This window comes from Aeromonas sp. QDB34 (assembly GCF_027705405.1).
Taxonomy (GTDB): Bacteria; Pseudomonadota; Gammaproteobacteria; order Enterobacterales; family Aeromonadaceae; genus Aeromonas; species Aeromonas hydrophila.
Map to the genome: position 1 here is coordinate 630,201 of NZ_JAPDBT010000001.1, position 17,540 is coordinate 647,740.

The 17,540-nt window shown below is 63.0% G+C and carries 12 protein-coding genes; 4 read left to right on the top strand and 8 right to left on the bottom strand.

The features are described 5' to 3' along the window. Positions 1-123: 123 nt before the first annotated feature. Entirely contained in the window at positions 124-897 is a 774-nt protein-coding gene (gene hisF / locus OKC29_RS02815; RefSeq protein ID WP_073350378.1) for an imidazole glycerol phosphate synthase subunit HisF, read from the top strand. Beyond that, the gene (gene hisIE / locus OKC29_RS02820) at positions 890-1,525 is read left to right on the top strand and encodes a bifunctional phosphoribosyl-AMP cyclohydrolase/phosphoribosyl-ATP diphosphatase HisIE (protein ID WP_073350380.1); all 636 of its coding nucleotides are present in this window, start codon (positions 890-892) and stop codon (positions 1,523-1,525) included. The genes hisF and hisIE overlap by 8 nt, the downstream gene beginning before the upstream one ends. A 63-nt stretch (positions 1,526-1,588) precedes the next feature. On the opposite strand, the gene OKC29_RS02825 is transcribed toward hisIE, so the two are convergent. After that, a complete protein-coding gene (locus tag OKC29_RS02825) occupies positions 1,589-3,214 on the bottom strand; it encodes an acyl-CoA synthetase (RefSeq protein WP_073350382.1) in 1,626 nt (541 codons plus the stop codon). A 635-nt stretch (positions 3,215-3,849) separates the two neighbouring features. Between OKC29_RS02825 and OKC29_RS02830 the strand changes: the two genes are divergently transcribed. Further along, positions 3,850-5,376: a YfcC family protein gene (locus OKC29_RS02830; protein WP_073350384.1), complete on the top strand. Its 1,527-nt coding sequence runs from the start codon at positions 3,850-3,852 to the stop codon at positions 5,374-5,376. A gap of 59 nt (positions 5,377-5,435) precedes the next feature. Here OKC29_RS02830 and OKC29_RS02835 read toward each other — a convergent pair whose 3' ends face one another. Next, positions 5,436-5,624: a hypothetical protein gene (locus tag OKC29_RS02835; protein ID WP_017764436.1), complete on the bottom strand. Its 189-nt coding sequence runs from the start codon at positions 5,622-5,624 to the stop codon at positions 5,436-5,438. A gap of 504 nt (positions 5,625-6,128) precedes the next feature. On the opposite strand from OKC29_RS02835, the gene OKC29_RS02840 reads away from it, so the two are divergent. Then, positions 6,129-6,674 (top strand): glycine zipper 2TM domain-containing protein, encoded by a 546-nt coding sequence (locus OKC29_RS02840; RefSeq protein WP_073350386.1) that lies wholly within the window; start codon positions 6,129-6,131, stop codon positions 6,672-6,674. A 126-nt stretch (positions 6,675-6,800) separates the two neighbouring features. Here the strand turns inward: OKC29_RS02840 and OKC29_RS02845 are convergent, their stop codons facing one another. The 6 genes from OKC29_RS02845 to guaD form a co-directional block, all read right to left on the bottom strand. Continuing rightward, positions 6,801-10,019, bottom strand: a complete 3,219-nt coding sequence (locus OKC29_RS02845; protein ID WP_073350388.1) for an ExeM/NucH family extracellular endonuclease — start codon at positions 10,017-10,019, stop codon at positions 6,801-6,803. 528 nt (positions 10,020-10,547) lie between these two features. After that, positions 10,548-11,033, bottom strand: a complete 486-nt coding sequence (gene xdhC, locus OKC29_RS02850; RefSeq protein ID WP_073350390.1) for a xanthine dehydrogenase iron sulfur-binding subunit XdhC — start codon at positions 11,031-11,033, stop codon at positions 10,548-10,550. Continuing rightward, on the bottom strand, positions 11,030-11,908 hold the full coding sequence (gene xdhB / locus OKC29_RS02855; RefSeq protein ID WP_073350392.1) for a xanthine dehydrogenase FAD-binding subunit XdhB: 879 nt from the start codon (positions 11,906-11,908) through the stop codon (positions 11,030-11,032). The genes xdhC and xdhB overlap by 4 nt, the downstream gene beginning before the upstream one ends. Beyond that, positions 11,901-14,219 carry a xanthine dehydrogenase molybdenum-binding subunit XdhA gene (gene xdhA, locus OKC29_RS02860; RefSeq protein WP_073350394.1) on the bottom strand — a complete coding sequence of 773 codons (2,319 nt, stop codon included), beginning with the start codon at positions 14,217-14,219 and terminating at the stop codon, positions 11,901-11,903. The genes xdhB and xdhA overlap by 8 nt, the downstream gene beginning before the upstream one ends. Positions 14,220-14,549: 330 nt before the next feature. Further along, the gene (locus OKC29_RS02865; protein ID WP_073350396.1) at positions 14,550-15,926 is read right to left on the bottom strand and encodes an NCS2 family permease; all 1,377 of its coding nucleotides are present in this window, start codon (positions 15,924-15,926) and stop codon (positions 14,550-14,552) included. Positions 15,927-16,211: 285 nt separating this feature from the next. After that, positions 16,212-17,528: a guanine deaminase gene (guaD, locus tag OKC29_RS02870; RefSeq protein ID WP_073350398.1), complete on the bottom strand. Its 1,317-nt coding sequence runs from the start codon at positions 17,526-17,528 to the stop codon at positions 16,212-16,214. Positions 17,529-17,540 lie beyond the last annotated feature (12 nt).

The window sequence follows — 17,540 nt, forward strand, 5'->3', positions numbered from 1 at the left end:
TCTTTTTCCCGCTCAGGAATCCGCTGTTAAAGCATGCAGGCCACCTTTTTCACTCGCCGCCGGGCCCTCGGGCCCGTTGGCAACAACGTTAGTTTTAACAGTGCTTTACATGGAGCAACGAGCATGTTGTCAAAGCGTATTATCCCCTGCCTCGACGTCAAAGATGGCGTGGTGGTCAAGGGAGTGCAGTTTCGTAATCACGAGGTGATGGGCGGCATCGTCGAGCTCGCCCGCCGCTACGCCAGCGAAGGGGCCGACGAGCTGGTGTTCTACGACATCACCGCCTCGAGCGATGAGCGGGTGGTGGACAAGAGCTGGGTAAGCCGGGTGGCCGAGGTCATCGACATCCCCTTCTGCGTCGCCGGCGGCATCAAAAGCGTGGAGGATGCCCGTCAGATCCTGGAATTCGGGGCCGACAAGGTCTCCATCAACTCACCGGCGCTGGCCGATCCCACCCTCATCACCCGACTGGCCGAGCGCTTCGGCGTGCAGTGCGTGGTGGTGGGCATCGACTCCTATTTTGATGCGCAGAGCGGTCACTATCAGGTCAAACAGTTTACCGGCGACGAGAGCCGCACCCGCACCACCGCCTGGCATACCCGGGATTGGGTGCAGGAGGCGCAAAAACGTGGCGCCGGTGAAATCGTGCTGAACGTGATGAACCAGGACGGCATGCGCCAGGGCTATGATCTCGAGCAACTCAAGCTGGTGCGGGCCGTCTGCAAGGTGCCGCTCATCGCCTCCGGCGGCGCCGGTGCCATGGAGCACTTTCGCGATGCCTTCACCCTTGCCGACGTGGACGGAGCGCTCGCCGCCTCCGTGTTCCACAAAGGCCTTATCCCCATTCCCGAACTGAAACGCTGGCTGAAAACCGAAGGAGTCGCCATCCGTGAATAATCAAGCAGTAAACAACGAGCAGTCGCTCGCCGAACGCCTGGACTGGGCGAAATGTGACGGCATGATCCCCGCCATCGTCCAGCATGCCGCCAGCGGCGAAGTGCTGATGCAGGGTTTTATGACCCGGGAAGCACTGGCAAAGACCCAGGCCAGCGGCCAGGTCACCTTATTCAGTCGCAGCAAGCAGCGCCTCTGGACCAAGGGGGAGAGCTCGGGCCATGTGCTCCAGCTGGTCGCCATCACCACCGACTGTGATCAGGACTCCCTGCTGATCGCCGCCAACCCCGTCGGCCCCACCTGCCATCTGGGCAACCCCTCCTGCTTCGACGGCCACCCCGTGCCGCCGCTTGGCTTCCTGGCCGAGCTCGAGCAGATCCTGGCAGCACGCAAAGGCGCGGATCCGGCCACCAGCTACACCGCCAGCCTCTATGCCAAGGGCACCAAGCGCATTGCCCAGAAGGTGGGTGAAGAAGGTGTCGAAGTGGCACTGGCCGCCATGGCCAAGGATCGGGAGGAGCTCATCAACGAATCCGCTGACCTGCTCTACCACCTGACGGTGCTGCTGCAAAACGAAGGGCTGGCATTGAAGGATGTGGTGCAGCGGCTGTATGAGCGCCACAACAAATAATCGTTGAACTCATATCGACAAAACGGGCCATCAGGCCCGTTTTGTTTTACGGCTGTCGCAACCTCAACTGCCCAGCTGCTGGCGCAGCATAAATTTCTGCACCTTGCCGGTGGAGGTTTTCGGCAGCGGGGTGAAGATGACGCGCTTGGGGGCCTTGAAGTGGGCCATCTGCTCGCGGCAAAACGCAATCAACTCGGCCTGGGTGAGTTCGCGCCCCTCCTTGAGCTTGACGAAGGCGCAGGGCACCTCCCCCCACTTCTCATCCGGCATGGCTATCACCGCCACCTCGTCCACATCGGGATGGCGATAGAGCACGTCCTCCACCTCCAGACTGGAGATGTTCTCCCCGCCGGAGATGATGATGTCCTTGGATCTGTCCTTGATCTCCACATAACCGTCCGGGTGCCATACCGCCAGATCGCCGCTGCGAAACCACCCCTCCGCCATCGCCTCGGCGCTGGCGGAAGGGTTCTTGAGATAGCCCTTCATCACCACATTGCCGCGCAGCACGATTTCGCCCATGGTCTTGCCATCCCGGGGGACCGACTCGCCGCTGACCGGGTTGATGACCCGCATCTCTCCCTGCAGCGGTGAGGCCACCCCCTGGCGTGCTTTCAGACGCGACAGCGTGGTGGCATCCTGCCCTTGCCAGCTTCTTTGCGGTTCGCACAGCACGCAGGGGCCATAGGTTTCGGTGAGGCCGTAGACGTGGGTCACGGCGATCCCCATCGCCTCCATGCCGGCGATCACGGTGGCGGGTGGCGCCGCCCCTGCCGTCATCGCCTTGATGGGGTGATCGAGCCCGCGTTTGAGGGCCGGATCGGCGTTGTTGAGCATGTTGAGCACGATGGGGGCAGCGCAAAAATGGGTCACCTTGTGCTCGTGCAGCGCCTCATAGATGGCCACCGCCTGCACATGGCGCAGGCAGACGCTGACCCCGGCCGTCGCTGCCAGGGTCCAGGGGAAGCACCAGCCGTTGCAGTGAAACATTGGCAGGGTCCAGAGATAAACGCTGTGCTTGGGCAGCTCCCAGGAGAGCACGTTGTTGACCGCATTGAGGTGGGCGCCGCGATGGTGATAGACCACCCCCTTGGGGTTGCCGGTGGTGCCGGAGGTGTAGTTCAGGGAAATCGCCTGCCACTCATCTTGCGGCAGCCAGCCGGGCTCATCCCCATTCCCCTCTGCAAGAAACGCCTCATAGTCGAGGTCACTGACCAGCTCCCCCTCTCGGTAGAGGGGATCGTCGATGGCGATGAACAGCGGCGAGTGTTCAATCAATGTCAGCGCCTTGCGCACCACGGCGCCGAATTCCCGGTCTACCAGCACCACCTTGCTCTGGGCATGCTGGAAGATAAAGGCCATCGACTCGGCATCGAGCCGGGTGTTGATGGTGTTGAGCACGGCGCCGCTCATGGGCACCCCGAAGTGGGCCTCGAACATGGCCGGGGTATTGGGAGCAACGATGGAGACGGTATCCCCCTCGCCGATGCCGCGGCGGCGAAGGGCCGAGGCCAGCTGGCGACAACGTCGCTCGGTCTGGGCCCAGCTCTGGCGCAGGGGGCCGTGGATCAGCGCCGGATAGTCGGGGTAGACCCGGGCGGCCCGTCCCAGAAAGCTGATGGGGGTCAGCGCCTGGTAATTGGCGGGATTTTTTTCCAGATCGCGCTGATAGATGTTCTGCTCTGTCATCGGGTTCCTTCCTCGCAGGTAGCAAAAGCGGTGCGCTCCCGGGAGCGCCGGCAACCACCCTCTGGCGTCCTGCCAGAGGGTGCTCGTATCGGGGATCACAGCCTAGCGCGAGGTGATGGTCGCAGGTATTAGCAAAACGTCTTAGAGGCGCCGTGCTGGCGCCGCTAGTCTGACCAAGCTGCATGCTGATGCCTGTTTTTTCAGCGACAAATGTCGATGGCCAATATCCTCGGCATAAAACCCGGCAAATAATGAATATGCTGATGCTTGCATGCGAGCTGGCCATAGCTGGTTGCAGGATTACCGATATCGATATATTTACAAACATCGCCAGCTGGATATTTATGGCATAAGCAAGCGCATCGGCTTATTGCCAATAAATTAATGGCAAATCACTCATTAAATATATTTTGTGACGGCTTCCATAAAGCAGGCCCGCAGTGCTGTTCATGCTTCCCCTCGGCGGGTTATGGTTTCTTGGTGAAACAATCTACCGGATGTTCAATATCAGGCCAGATTTCTCGCCATACGATGCGCCATAACCAGTGAGTTTGCGCACTCCCGCTGCATGACGAAGGAACCCTATCGACCCGATATTCCGCCGAGCCCGAACCTGCTTTATCGAGGAGCATTTTATGTGTGCCGAGCCGAATACCCAGACCCGCAGACAATTTCCCACCGCGTTTACCATTTTGTTTTTGATCATGTTGTTGGCCATCGGGCTGACCTGGATAATTCCGGCGGGCGCCTATGCCAAGCTCTCTTATAATGCCGCCAGCCATATGCTGACCATCAATACGCCCCAAGGGGAAACCCGGCGAGTGCCCGCCACTCAGGATGAGCTGACCAGACTCGACATCAATATCGGGGTGGAGCAGTTCGTCAACGGCACCATCCGCAAGCCCATCGCCATCCCCGGCACCTATGAGCGGCTGGCCCAGGCGCCGAAGGGGCTCTCCGACGTGGCGGTGAGCATGGTCAAGGGCACCATAGAGGGGGCCGACATCATCGTCTTCATCCTGGTGCTGGGGGGACTTATCGGCGTCATCAACAAGACGGGGGCCTTCAACGCCGGGCTGGTGGCGCTGTCGCGCAAGACCCGCGGCAACGAGTTCCTGTTTGTGGCGCTGGTCTGCTTTGTGATGGCGCTGGGGGGCACCACCTGCGGACTGGAGGAAGAGGCCGTCGCCTTCTATCCCATCCTGGTGCCCATTTTTCTGGCGCTCGGCTATGACGCCATCGTCTGCGTGGGGGCCATCTTCCTTGCCGCCTCCATGGGTACCACCTTCTCCACCATCAATCCCTTCTCGGTGGTGATCGCCTCCAACGCCGCCGGCATCCCCTTTACCGAGGGGCTGAGCTTTCGCGCCGTCGGCTGTCTGGTAGGCACCCTGGTGGTGATCGGTTATCTCTACTGGTACTGCAAGAAGATCAAGGCCAACCCGGCCTTCTCCTACACCTATGAGGACAGAGAGAGCTTTCGGGCCCGCTTTCTGAAAGAGGGCTCCCTCGACAAAGGGGTCCCCTTCACCCTGCGCCGCAAGATCATCCTGACCCTGTTCATCCTCGCCTTCCCCCTGATGGTGTGGGGCGTCTCCATGGCTGGCTGGTGGTTCCCGCAGATGGCGGCCTCCTTCCTTGCCGTCGCCATCGTCATCATCTTCATCTCCGGGCTCAAGGAGAAAGAGGCTGTCGAGGCTTTCACCCAGGGCGCGTCCGAGCTGGTGGCGGTGTCGCTCATCATCGGGCTGGCGCGGGGGGTCAACCTGGTGCTGGATCAGGGGATGATCTCGGACACCATCCTGGCCTATGCCTCCAGTCTGGTGGCCGGCATGCACGGCGCCGTGTTTGCGGTGGCCCAGATGCTGGTGTTCACCCTGCTGGGGCTGGTGGTGCCCTCCTCCTCGGGGCTGGCGGTGCTCTCCATGCCCATCATGGCGCCGCTGGCGGATACCGTGATGATCCCGCGCTACATAGTGGTGTCGGCCTACAACTGGGGGCAATACGCCATGCTGTTCCTGGCCCCCACCGGGCTGGTGCTGGTCACCCTGCAGATGCTCGGCATCCAGTTCAACCAGTGGGTCAGGTTCGTGCTGCCCATGGTGGGCTTCGTGCTGGGCTTCGGCGCCCTGATGCTGGTGGCGCAGGTGATGATGATCTAGGGCACATGGCCCCCGCCTAGGCGGGGGTCATGCCTTATCCAGGGCCAGATCCGGGGGAACTAGTGGCGCACCCTGTGCTGCTGGCGAAAACAGAAGAGCTTGAGGCTGATGTCGGCAAGGTCGGCGGGCAGCTCCTGCGCCGTCTCACAGAGGGGTTGATAGAGGGAGTCCAGCAGCCGCTGGGCTTGTTCCCGGGTGATGATGCCGGCCTGCACGGCCGGTTGTATCCATCTTGGCAGCATCGACATATGAACCCCCTTGCTGACCGGATGACCGCAGCCGAACTGGCCTGGCTGCGGGTGGCGCCTGCCGGCTCACATTGCTGCTGGCCGCCAGAGACGCTCGATTGATCCTCTCTGCCAACAGAGCAAGCATAATGCTTGCCGTGATCTGTTATCGGCCGCCAGCCATCCTGGCAACAGTGATTTATCAAGCGGTTGGCGCGCCTTGACTGGCCCTTGTTGACGACTAGGCCCCCCTTGTTTGCCACTGCGCCAGCCGGCGGCGGCAGAAGCTTGGCGCAAAATGGGAAAATAGGTCCAGCTGAATCGCAAAATGCCACTCGCAGATCGCTTTTGCTGCCTTTCCCCCACCTTTGTCGCCAAAGCCCGACACCTTTTTGACGAGGCACTTTTCGGTGCAGTCAGGGGCTGTCGTGCCCGCACCGGCTTTGCCTTGTGCCTCCTTGCCCTTGTGCCAAGATGACCGCAAGCAAGAGACGCATCCCGTGATGCATTTGAGGAGAAGAGAAAATGAACAAATCCATGTTGGCAGGAGTCGGGATCGGTGTGGCCTCTGCGCTGGCCTTGTCAGCCGCCGCCAGCGGATCCCTGTTTTCATCACAGCCTCAGTTCGCCGAAGTGCTGGCCAGCAAAGCGGTGACCGAGACCATCAAGACCCCCCGTCAGGAGTGTCGCAACGTCAGCGTGACCCACCGCAAGCCGGTGCAGGACGAGCACAAGATCCTGGGTACCGTGGTCGGCGCGGCGCTGGGCGGGGTGCTTGGCAACCAGTTTGGTGGCGGCAACGGCAAGAAGGTGGCGACTGCTGCGGGCGCCGTGGCCGGTGGCTATGCCGGCAACCAGGTGCAGGGCAACATGCAGGCCGGTGATACCTATACCACCACCGAGCAGCGCTGCAAGACGGTGCAGGAGAGCAGCACCCGTACCCTGGGCTATGACGTCACCTACCGCCTCGCCGGTCAGGAAGGGGTGATCCGCATGAACAAGGCCCCCGGCGCCACCATCCCGGTCAAGGATGGCAAGCTGGTGATTGACGCCCCCCAGAGCGGCAGCTGATCCCGTCGGCGTGTCCCGCTCAGAGGCCCATCCTGGTGATGGGCCTCGCTGTTTTCGGCGCTCTTGGCCGACAACAGAAACAACAGAAAGGGGCCCGCAGGCCCCTTTCTTATTGCTCAATCATCCTCAGTGGCGACCGAAGGGCCACCAGGACTTGTCGTTGTCCAGAATGTCGACCCGGGTCTCCTGCAGGTTACCCGGCTGACCACCTTGCAATGCAGCCAGACTCATCTTGAACTGCTCGGTGGGCTCGACAAACCAGTCATCGATGATCAGCACCTTGACCGACTTGCTGCCCCCCTCGCCCGCGGCCCAGCTCACCGACTGACCAAACCAGGGCAGGAAATCCAGTCCCCAGCGCGCCGTGACCCCGTCAAGGGCCACCCGGGCCCGGGCTGGCTTGCTGAGATCGCCGCTTCGCACCAGCGGGATCTCGGCAAACCACTGCCCCTCGTTCACCGTCATGCTGGCACGTGCCAGCGAGATGGTGGACGGCGCCAGCTTGTCCTTGATGGTCACCAGGGTCTGGTGCTGTTCGCCCAGGGTCGCGCCACTCGGGTCAAACAGCTCCAGGGTAAAGGTCTCGTCCCCTTCGCGCAGGGTGTCGCTCTTCACCGGGATGCTGATGGTCTGGCTGTCGCTCTGCCCGGCGGCCCAGTGCAGGGTGCCGGTGAGCGGTGCCACGTCGTTGGCATCGGCGCTGCCGTAGGCAATGCGGTAGCTCACGCTGGCCTCACCATAGGTGCCGTCGCGGCGCGCCACGCTCAAGGCCAGGGTGTTGCCCTCCTCCACGTTCGCAGCGGCGCTCTCGAGGCTCAATACCCCGGCGGGCGGCAGCGGATACTGGATGGCCACCAGCACCGGATCGTGATCCGAGGCGCTGAAGGGCCCTTCGGATTTCGCCAGCTGGCCGCTGTACTTGCTGCCGTACTCGAAGAAGTTGCTCTCTGCGGAGTTGATGTGCCAATCCTCGATGCCGATCACCTTGGCCGCGAGGCTCGGGTTTGCCAGGGCGTGATCCAGGTTACCGAGCTCCCCTTCGTAGCTGTAGGAGTAGGTGTCGGTGCCGTGGAAGCGGGTGTTGAGGTTGATAAGGCCATACCCCTTGCCAAGGGCGCTGCCGCCCTCCTCGAAGGGCTGACCCGCCAATGTGGTGAAGGAGGCGCTCATGATCTGGCGCGATTGGGCGGCCGGATCATAGTCGGTCAGCACCCGAATGGGATCCTCCATGCCGTAGGCGTTCATGTCGCCGATGAGCAGCAGATCCCCGGCCAAATCCTTGAGCTGTTCTCCCAGCACCTTGGCGGCAGAGACCCGCAGCGCGTTGCAGTGGCCCTGACCATCCAGCGGATCGGCGGTGGCGTAGTCGGGGTAATCCTCAAAGCAGGCGGAGCCCTTGGACTTGAGGTGGTTGACCACCAGGGTCAGCGGCGCATCCCCCTTGGGCGAGCTGAAGCGCTGCACCAGTGACTCGCGCATCCCCTGGTTGATGGTCACCGGCTTGCCGCTGGCGTCCACCGCCTCGGCCTGCTGCACCGGCAGCGCGATGAGGCTGGCAGCCCCCTCCGGGGTCACCTTGGCGGGTCGGTAGATGAGCCCCACCGTGATGGCGTCGGTACCAATGGGCTTGCCATCCGGCGAGGCAATCCAGCGGTAGTGATCCGCCTCATCCGGCTGGGCGGCGTTGAGGGCCGCCACCAGGTTGACGATGGCGGAGTTGTCGCCGTAGCCGTTGTTCTCGATCTCCATCAGCCCCACCACGTCGGCATTGAGGCGGGTGATGGCGCTGACTATCTTGGTGCGCTGCAGCTCGAACTCCGCTACCGTCAAGGCGCCCCGGTTGCTGCCGGTGGGGTTGGCATCGCCCCCCACCACAGTGGTGAAGAAGTTGAGCACGTTGAAGCTGGCGACCCGCAGATCCCCCGCCTCGGCAAGTTCCGGCGTTTCCACCCGATCCCAGCCGCTGTGATCAATCTGGCTGGCATCAATGCGGTTGCTGGCCACCAGTCGGAACAGGTTGTAGGAGTAGCCAAGCGCCCCCTCCAGCCCGTTGAGCTTGTCGCCGATGCGCAGGTAACCGTCCTCGGCGTTGAAGCCGGGGAACCAGGGCAGCACGCCATCCGGCGCCTTGGCGTCGGTCTCCACCACCAGCTGGTTCTGCTGGTTGCGCAGGGCCCACTGGCTCGCCTCCTGGCTCAGGGCGGCAAATTTCTGGGTCGACTTGATGAGCGGAGCGCCATAAGAAAGCACCAGGTTGTTGCGCTTGCCGTCGTAATCGAAGCTGAAATTGCGGGTCACCACCAGGCTGGAGCCCGGCACCAACCGTACCTGCATCCCCTCGTGACGCTCCAGCAGCTGGCTCAGGCTCTCGCCTGCCACCGGCAGCAGATCCACCGCAGCCGGGATGGCCCCCAGCGGCCGGGTCACCACCAGCTCGTCGGCGTTGAGCTGGGTCTGGTTGAAATACTCCTTCACCTTGCCAGAGACGCACACTTCTGCCCCCGGCACGATGGCTGCGTTGGCCTTGGTGCTGTAGACAAAGAGGCCGTCGGAGGTGGCCGGATCGCCGTCCCCCTGCTCATCTTGAATGAAGAAGCCCTTGTAGAGGCCGCTGACCACCTGGGTCACCACGCCACGGGTGGCATAGGCCTGTTCCGATTCAAACTTGCCGGCCGGCACCAGCGGGCTGCTGGTGCCGGGGCCCTGAATGGCGGGCACCGGCACCAGGCTGTCCACCGGGCAGACGAAGGCGGGCGGCTGAGTGCCATCGCAGGGACCATCGCCACTGCAGCCCAGGCCGCTGGCGTCATCTTTCGGGGCCGCCACGTATTCCTGCGCCGGATCGAAGAGGGCGGTTGCATCCGTCCGACCAGTGGTGACGGTGGCCTTGCGGCGCAGGGTCATGTCCAGGGTAGAGACGTTGCCCGACACCCAGGCCGTGCCCGGATCCACCCCCACCTGGCCGAAGCTGTCCACTATCTCGCTGCCGCGATAGAGCACCAGGGCGTCGTCACCGTTGAACACCAGGTTGCCGCTGGTGCGGTTGGCCTTGGCCAGGATCTCGCTGCTGGCGGAGGGGTTGGCCAGCACCAGAGTGGCGCCCGGGGCCAGCGTGCCTTGCAGCGCCAGGCTGTTGGTGGGGGATTCGCTGATGGGTTTGCCGTTGGCGTAGAGCGCCAATCGGTATTGGGAGAGATCGACGAGGTCGCTGCCGAGGTTGCTCAGCTCCACCGCCTTGTTGTTACCCGAGCCTTCCAGGTATTCGCTGATGAGCAGCTGTGCCTGTGCCGGTCCCGCCAGCGCCAGCCCGACGGCCAGCGCTACCAGAGAGTGTCTTCCTGACATGCCAGTTTCCTTTTTCTTTTTGATGTTATGTTTTGCGCCCCGCCAAGCGGGCCGCAGCACCTGATTACAACCCTGATTACGTATCATGGCGGCCTTCGCCGACCATGGCGCCTACTCTGCCCGTTTGCGCGAAGGGTCGCCGCGAGCTGGCTAACAATTACAGAAAAATGTTGCGACCAGGTGACAAAAAAGGGGCTTTTTTCAGACCCCTTGCCATTATTTTCCGTTATTTCCCGCCCGCCGGTATTTGCTGCCGCCAATAGGCAAAGGCGGCGCACAAGATGGCGACACAAGCTGACATATCGCGTAAAAACAGTCGCTTGCCACCCACCGGCGGTCGCACGCAGCCGATTGTTTATTATTTAGCCTGACAAGTGAGTGGCACGGGATTAGTTCCCCCCACTGCCCGCCAGAAATAACGGGATGCGCGCTTGAGCGGCGGGGTGAAAATAACCTCCCGGCCTATTTCAGGCGCAGTCACCTCGCTGCCGAACGACGGTTTGAAAGACTAATCGAGGGGCGAGCCCGTCACCCCTTGCAGCACTTCTTCACCGCCCGCACCACGTTCTGATAACCGGTGCAGCGGCACAGATTCCCCGACAGGCCGCGGCGGATCTCCGCCTCGCTCAAGGGACGGCGCTCTGTCTTGTCGAGCAGGGCGGCGCTCGCCATCACGAGGCCCGGGGTGCAAAAGCCGCACTGCACCGCCCCCTCGTCGATAAAGGCCTGTTGCACGTCGGAGAGCTCGTTGCCCTGCCGCTCCCCCTCAACGGTACGAATGGATTTGCCATCGGCCCACACCGCCAGATAGAGGCAGCTGTCGATGGCCGTGCCATCCACCCGCACGGTACAGGCGCCGCACTCACCGACACTGCATCCCTCTTTCACGCTGATAAGCCCCTGTCCGCGCAGGAAGTGAAGCAGCGACATGGTGGGCGACACCGCGTAGGAGTAGGGTTTGCCGTTGATCTCGCACTGGATCGCAACAGTGGGACAGCTTTGCGGTTGCATCATAGGATCTTGCCTCCGGCACGTTCGACGGCGCAGGTGATCACCCGCTGCGCCAGAGTTTTGATCAGGTGCAGGCGAAATTCCTTTTCTGCCCGCCAGGAGGAGCGCGGCGCCACGTCGGCCACCACCGCCTCGGCAATCGCGGCCAGTGTGGCGCGAGTCAGGGGTTGCCCCTCGGCTGCAGCTTCCGCGTGCGGGGTGCGCACCGGCGTCGGTGCCGCCACCCCGTAGGCCAGCCGCAGACGCTTGAAGTAGCCATCCTCAATCTGGCAGTAGGCGGCGCAGCCGATGGTGGCGATGTCCATGGCGCCCCGCATGGCGTACTTGAAGTAGTGGGAGCCCACCTGGGGGTGCGCGTCCGGGGCAAAGTGAAACGCCACCAGGATTTCCGCCGGTTGCAGCGCCACCTTGCCCGGGCCGGTGTGAAAGCCGGCGATGGGGATGCGGCGCGTGCCATCGGGGCCGGCAATTTCCAGCTCGGCCTCCAGCGCGACAGTCGGCGCCGCCGAGTCGGCACTGGTAGCGCCGTTGCAGATGTTGCCGCCATAGGTAGCGACGTTGCGGATCTGCGGGCCGGCGATGGTGGCTGCGGCTTCCGCCAGCATCGGCAGGCGGCGCTGCACCAGTTCGTTTTCGATGAGCTCGGTAAAGGTGGTGCCAGAGCCGATGCGAATAGCGCCGTCGGCCAGCTCGCTCACCCCCTTCAATTCGGGCAAGTCGTGAATATCGACGATATGGCGATAGGCGGCGTTGAGGTGATGGAGCTGGATCATCACATCGGTGCCGCCAGCCAACAGGCGAGCCTCGGGGTCGGCCTGGCGCAGGGCAACCGCCTCGGCCACGCTGTGGGCCTTGTAGTAACGGGCAATATCAAACATGGTGTTGCTCCTCCCCTGCTCCCTCGCCAATCAGACCCGCCGCGACAAACTCCCGAAACAGGGTCTTGGGGGTGATGGGCAGCTCGTTGATGGCGACCCCGGTCGCCATGCGAATGGCATTACGGATCGCCGGGCCCGGCGAGATGATGGGCGGTTCCCCCAGGGATTTGTGACCATAGACCGACTGGGGCTCGTAGGTCTGCACGAAGTCGCACTCAAGTTCGGGCAAATCCAGCATGGTGGGGAACTTGTAGTCAAGCAGGTTGGGGTTGCGCACCACGCCGGTCTTGGCGTCAATGATCATCTCCTCGAACAGCGACCAGCCGATCCCCATCCCCATGCCGCCGTGCACCTGCCCCTCCGCCAGCTGCGGGTTGAGGATCTTGCCCGCATCGTGCAGGTTGAGGATGCGGTTGATGGTCACCTTGCAGAGATCGATGTCGACGCTGAGATCGACGAAGGTGCAGCCAAAACTGGGCGGGTTGGTGGTGGTCTTGTGGGAGACCTCCGAGGTGATCTGGCCGCCGATGGTGAGGTGGTAATAGGCGTTGACCGACACCTCGGCGACGCTGATGAGCACCTTGTCCGGCGCGCCGGCCAACACTACATAGCCATCGATCAGGGTCAGCGATCCCACATCCTGATGGCAGAGCTGAGCCGCCAGCGACAGGATGCGGGCCCGCAACTGCAGCGCCGCCTGATGGATGGCGGGGGCCGCCACATAGCTCTGGCGCGAGGCGAACGAACCCGGATCATAGGCGGTGATGTCGGTATCCTGGGTCGAGATGACCCGGATCTGCTCAAACGGAATGCCCAAGGTCTGGGCCGCCATCTGGGCAAAGACGGTATCCGAGCCCTGCCCTATCTCGGTGGCACCTATCTGCAGATTGACGGTGCCATCCTGGTTGAGCAGCATGCGGGCGCCGGCGATCTCCACCCCTACCGGATAGGTGTTGGAGCCGTAGCTAAAGCAGGCCACCCCGATGCCGCGTCGTACCCGGCTCGTAGGATCCTGTGCCAGACACTCGGCCTTGAGCCGCTCCCACTCAAACTGCTCGCCGCCCCGGCGCAGACACTCAGGGAGCCCTGCGCTGTAGATGGTTTTCTGGTTGACCTGATTGACGTCCCCTTCGCGGGCCACGTTGGCGATGCGCACCGCAAGCGGGTCGAGTCCCAGCTCGGCGCAGGCATCGTCCAGCATGCATTCGAGGGCAAACACCACCTGCGGCGCGCCGTAGCCGCGCATGGCACCGGCGGTGGGCAGGTTGCTGTAGAAGGTTTTGGCGTCATAACCGAAGGCGCTGCGCGGATAGAGGTAGCTTATCTTGTTGGCGCCGGCACTGGCGATGGAGTGGCCGTGGGAGGCATAGCCGCCGGTGTTGGAGAGCACGTCCAGCTGATAGCCCTTGAGGGTGCCATCCCGGTTGATGCCGAGGGTGCCATCGATGGCAAAGCCGTGGCGGGTGCGGGAGGCAAAGAAGCACTCCTCCCGGCTCAGGGTCACCTTGACCGGCACGCCGCCGAGCTGGTAACTCAGAAACGCCGCCATCGGCTCTTCCAGCACATCCTGCTTGTTGCCAAAACCGCCGCCCATGTAGGGCTTGATCACCCTCACGCTGGACCAGGGCAGGCCGAGGGATTTGGCCACCCGGCTGCGCACAATCTGGGGGATCTGGGTGCTGGTGACCACGATGATGTGGTCCGGCTGATCCATGTAGGCGTAGCAGGTCACCGTCTCCAGATGGCAGTGCTGCACCACCGGCGTCTGGTAGTGCCCCTTGAACTGCAAATCGGCCGCGGCGATGGCCTGCTCCGGCTCTCCCGCCCGGATCTGGCTCTGGCGCAGCAGGTTGCCGGTTGGGTGGATGGGACAGGCCCCCTCGGCCAGGGCGCTGGCCGCATCCGTCATCACCGGCAGCGGCTCGTAGGTCACCTTGACCAGGGCGGCGGCCTTCTCGGCAACCAGGGGATCGCGCGCCACCACGATGGCGACCCCATCGCCGAAGTGACGCACATGGTCGGTGAGCAGACGGCGGTCTTTCACGTCCCGTTTGGTCTCATCAAGGGACCAGGCGTGACCGGCGGTGCGAAAGCAGGTGGTGGGCACATCTTCATGGGTGAACACGGCTTCGACCCCGTGCAGGGCCAGCGCTTCGCTGGCATCGATGGTGAGCACCTTGCCGTGGGCGATGGAGCTTCGCACGTATTTGGCGTGGCGCATGCCAAGCATGATGTTGTCGTCGGTGTAGCGGGCGCTGCCGGTCACCTTGGCCTCGGCATCCACCCGCTTGAGCGGTAATCCTATGGACATATGCAAGTCCTTTGTCAGGCAGAAAAATCAGAACCGGTATAAAAAACAGCAAGATATGCGCCCGTTTCCGGCACGTCGGGCCAACCGGGGGGCAAAGGCGGCGAGCAAAGGGAAGAAGTGTGAAGAAGATCCCATCCGGCGCCCATCAGGCTCTCCGTCATGGCCGTGGCCAGCCCCGCAGCTGCAGCCCATGGAGGACTCGGCGGTGCCAGTGATCGGGCGGCGTTATCAATCTGGTAAGCCCCGTTATCAAAATGGTATGAGTGCGGTTTGAAGGGCGGGGCCGGCCAAGAGAGGCTGGCCCCGCGATAAAGAAGAATGCGATGCGGACTAGATGGCCCAGCCGCCGGCATAGAAGAGCACCAGCGCCAGGGCAATGATGACGGTGCCGACGTTGAGCTTGCGCCACTCCTTCGAGCAGATGCGGCCGATCACCAGGGCGCTGAAGCCCAGCATGATGCCGGTGACGATGTTGCAGGTGAGCACGATGAAGACGGCGCACAGCAGGCCGGACATGGCCCCGACGAAGTCATCGAAGTCGAGCCGGGCGACGTTGCTCAGCATCAAGAGTCCCACGTACATCAGGGCCGGCGCCGTGGCATAGGCCGGCACCAGGTAGGAGAGCGGCGAGAGGAACAACATCAGCAAGAACAAGACCCCCACCACAGTGGCGGTAAGGCCGGTCTTGCCCCCTGCCGCCGTGCCCGCCGCCGATTCGATGTAGACGGCGGCCGGCGCGGCCCCCACCAGACCGGAGAAGATGCTGCTGATGGAGTCGGCGCTGAGCGCCTTGCCGCTATTGATGATGTGGCCATCCTTGTCCAGCAGATTGGCCTGCCCCGCCACGGCGCGAATGGTACCGGTGGCATCAAACACCGCCGTCATCACCAGCGCCAGCACGCTTGGCAGCACCAGCGGCGAGAGCGCCCCCACAACGTCCAGGCTGAAGATGAGGGACTTGCCCTGCTCGTCGGCGAGGCTCGGCATGGCGAACAGTCCCTGGTACTTGACCGCCGGATCGAAGATGAGGCCGAAAATGGAGATGGCAACGATCACCAGCAAGATCCCGCCCGGAACTTTAAGCTTCTCCAGCCCGACGATGACCGCCAGCCCGATGAGGGACATGATGACCGGCATGGAGGTAAAGGCCCCCAGCGCCACCGGCAGCCCCTCCAGCGGGTTCTTGATCACCAGCCCCACCCCGTTGGCGGCGATCAGCAGCAGGAAGAGCCCGATGCCGATGCCGGTGCCGTGGGCTATCCCCATCGGCAGGTTGTCGAGGATCCAGCTGCGCACCCCGGTCACCGAGATGGCGGTAAACAGCACCCCCATCAGAAAGACGGCGCCGAGCGCCACCGGGATGGAGATCTGCTGCCCCAGCACCAGGCTGAAGGCGGTAAAGGCGGTGAGCGAGATGGCGCAGCCGATGGCCATCGGCAGCTTGGCCCAGAGCCCCATCAGCAGCGAACCAAAGCCCGCCACCAGACAGGTAGCCACGAACACGGCGCCGGGGGGAAAGCCCGCCTTGCCGAGCATGCTGGGCACCACGATCACCGAATAGACCATGGCGAGGAAGGTGGTGAGCCCCGCCAGCACCTCCTGGCGCACGTTGCTGCCCCGCTCGCTGATCATGAAGTAGCGATCGAGCGCGCCGCCGGCGGGCTGTCGTCCCGCCGCCGCCCCCTTGTCCGCAACTGCCCCGTCCATCTCGTTTATCCTGTTTGTCTGGCTCATGGCCGACTCCTTCCTGCATCCCTGAATGTGTCGTGACGAAATGGCGGTCGGTGCCGCGGATCTCTGCTGCCACGGTCGCCGGCATCATGGGGTTGGCAGGCAAGGCAAACGTTTGACTTGCCATCTAAAAAAACCGGGCCATTTCACCTGCTGTGGCGGGGCAAACGCCCCGCCTGTCGTGCGGCGCAGGCGCCACGCTGGCCCCTGCTGCCGTGTTCCCGGGGCGAGCATGCCCGCCCCTCTGCTTTGAAAACCGGATCAGCCCCGCTCGTGTACCAGCTGACCATCCACGTAGGTGCGGTAGATGGATCTGTCATCCCCCAAGGTCAGCAGCACGAACAGCTTGTCGCGCAGGGTGGTGGAGTTGTCGTAGCGCAGCTGCTGCAGCGGGGTGGCGACCGGGTCGAGCACCACGAAGTCCGCCTCCTTGCCCACCGCGAAGCTGCCGATCTGCTCGTCCAGCCCCAGCGCATGGGCGCCGCCCAGGGTGGCTAGATAGAAGGCCTGATAGGCCGAGAGGCGCTCGCCCTGCAACTGCATCACCTTGTAGGCCTCGTTGAGGGTCTGCAACATGTTGAAGGTGGTGCCGGCGCCGATGTCGGTGCCCATCCCCACCTTCACCTGCTTGTGCCACGCCTTGTGCAGCTTGAACAGCCCACTGCCGAGATAGAGGTTGGAGGTGGGACAAAACGCGATGGTGGAGCCGGTCTCTTTCAGGCAATCCCACTCCTGCTCTTCCAGATGGACGCAGTGGGCAAACACGCAGTTGTGGCCGGTGAGGCCGTGCTGGTGATAGACGTCGAGATAGCCCTGATGCGCCGGGAAGAGGGATTTCACCCAGGCTATTTCGTCCTTGTTCTCGCACAGGTGGGTGTGCAGATAGGTGGTCGGATACTCTTCGCGCAGTCGTCTCGCCATCGCCAGCTGCGCCGGGGTCGAGGTGGGGGCAAAGCGCGGCGTGATGGCGTAGAGCAAGCGGCCATTGCCGTGCCAGCGCTCGATGAGCGCCTTGCTCTGTTCATAACTGCTCTCGGCGGTATCGAGTAGATAATCTGGCGCGTTGCGATCCATCATCACCTTGCCGGCGATCATCCGCATGTTGATGCGGCTGGCCGCCTCGAACAGGGCATCCACCGACTCGGGGTGGACAGTGCCGAACACCAGCGCCGTGGTGGTGCCGTTTCGCAGCAGCTGCTTGATGAAGAAGGTGGACATCTCGCGAGCGTACTCGAGATCGTTGTAGCGCCGCTCGGCCGGGAAGGTGTGGCGATTGAGCCACTCCAGCAGCTGCTCACCATAGGCCCCCACCATCTCGCTTTGCGGGTAGTGGATGTGGGTGTCGACGAAGCCGGGCACTATCATCTTGCCGCGATAGTCGCGCACCCGCACCTGGGCCGGAATGCGATCCTTGCCTTCCTCCCACTGGCCGAACCAGTCGATGCAGCCGTTGCGGATGATCAGCAGGCCGTCTTCGATGAGGCGGGCATTGGGCTCGATCTCCTCGGGCTGGCTCACCACCCGGGTGATGTCGAAGAAGCTGCCGCGCACCGCCTTGACGGAGTTGTCGTTTTTCATCTCTCAATTCCC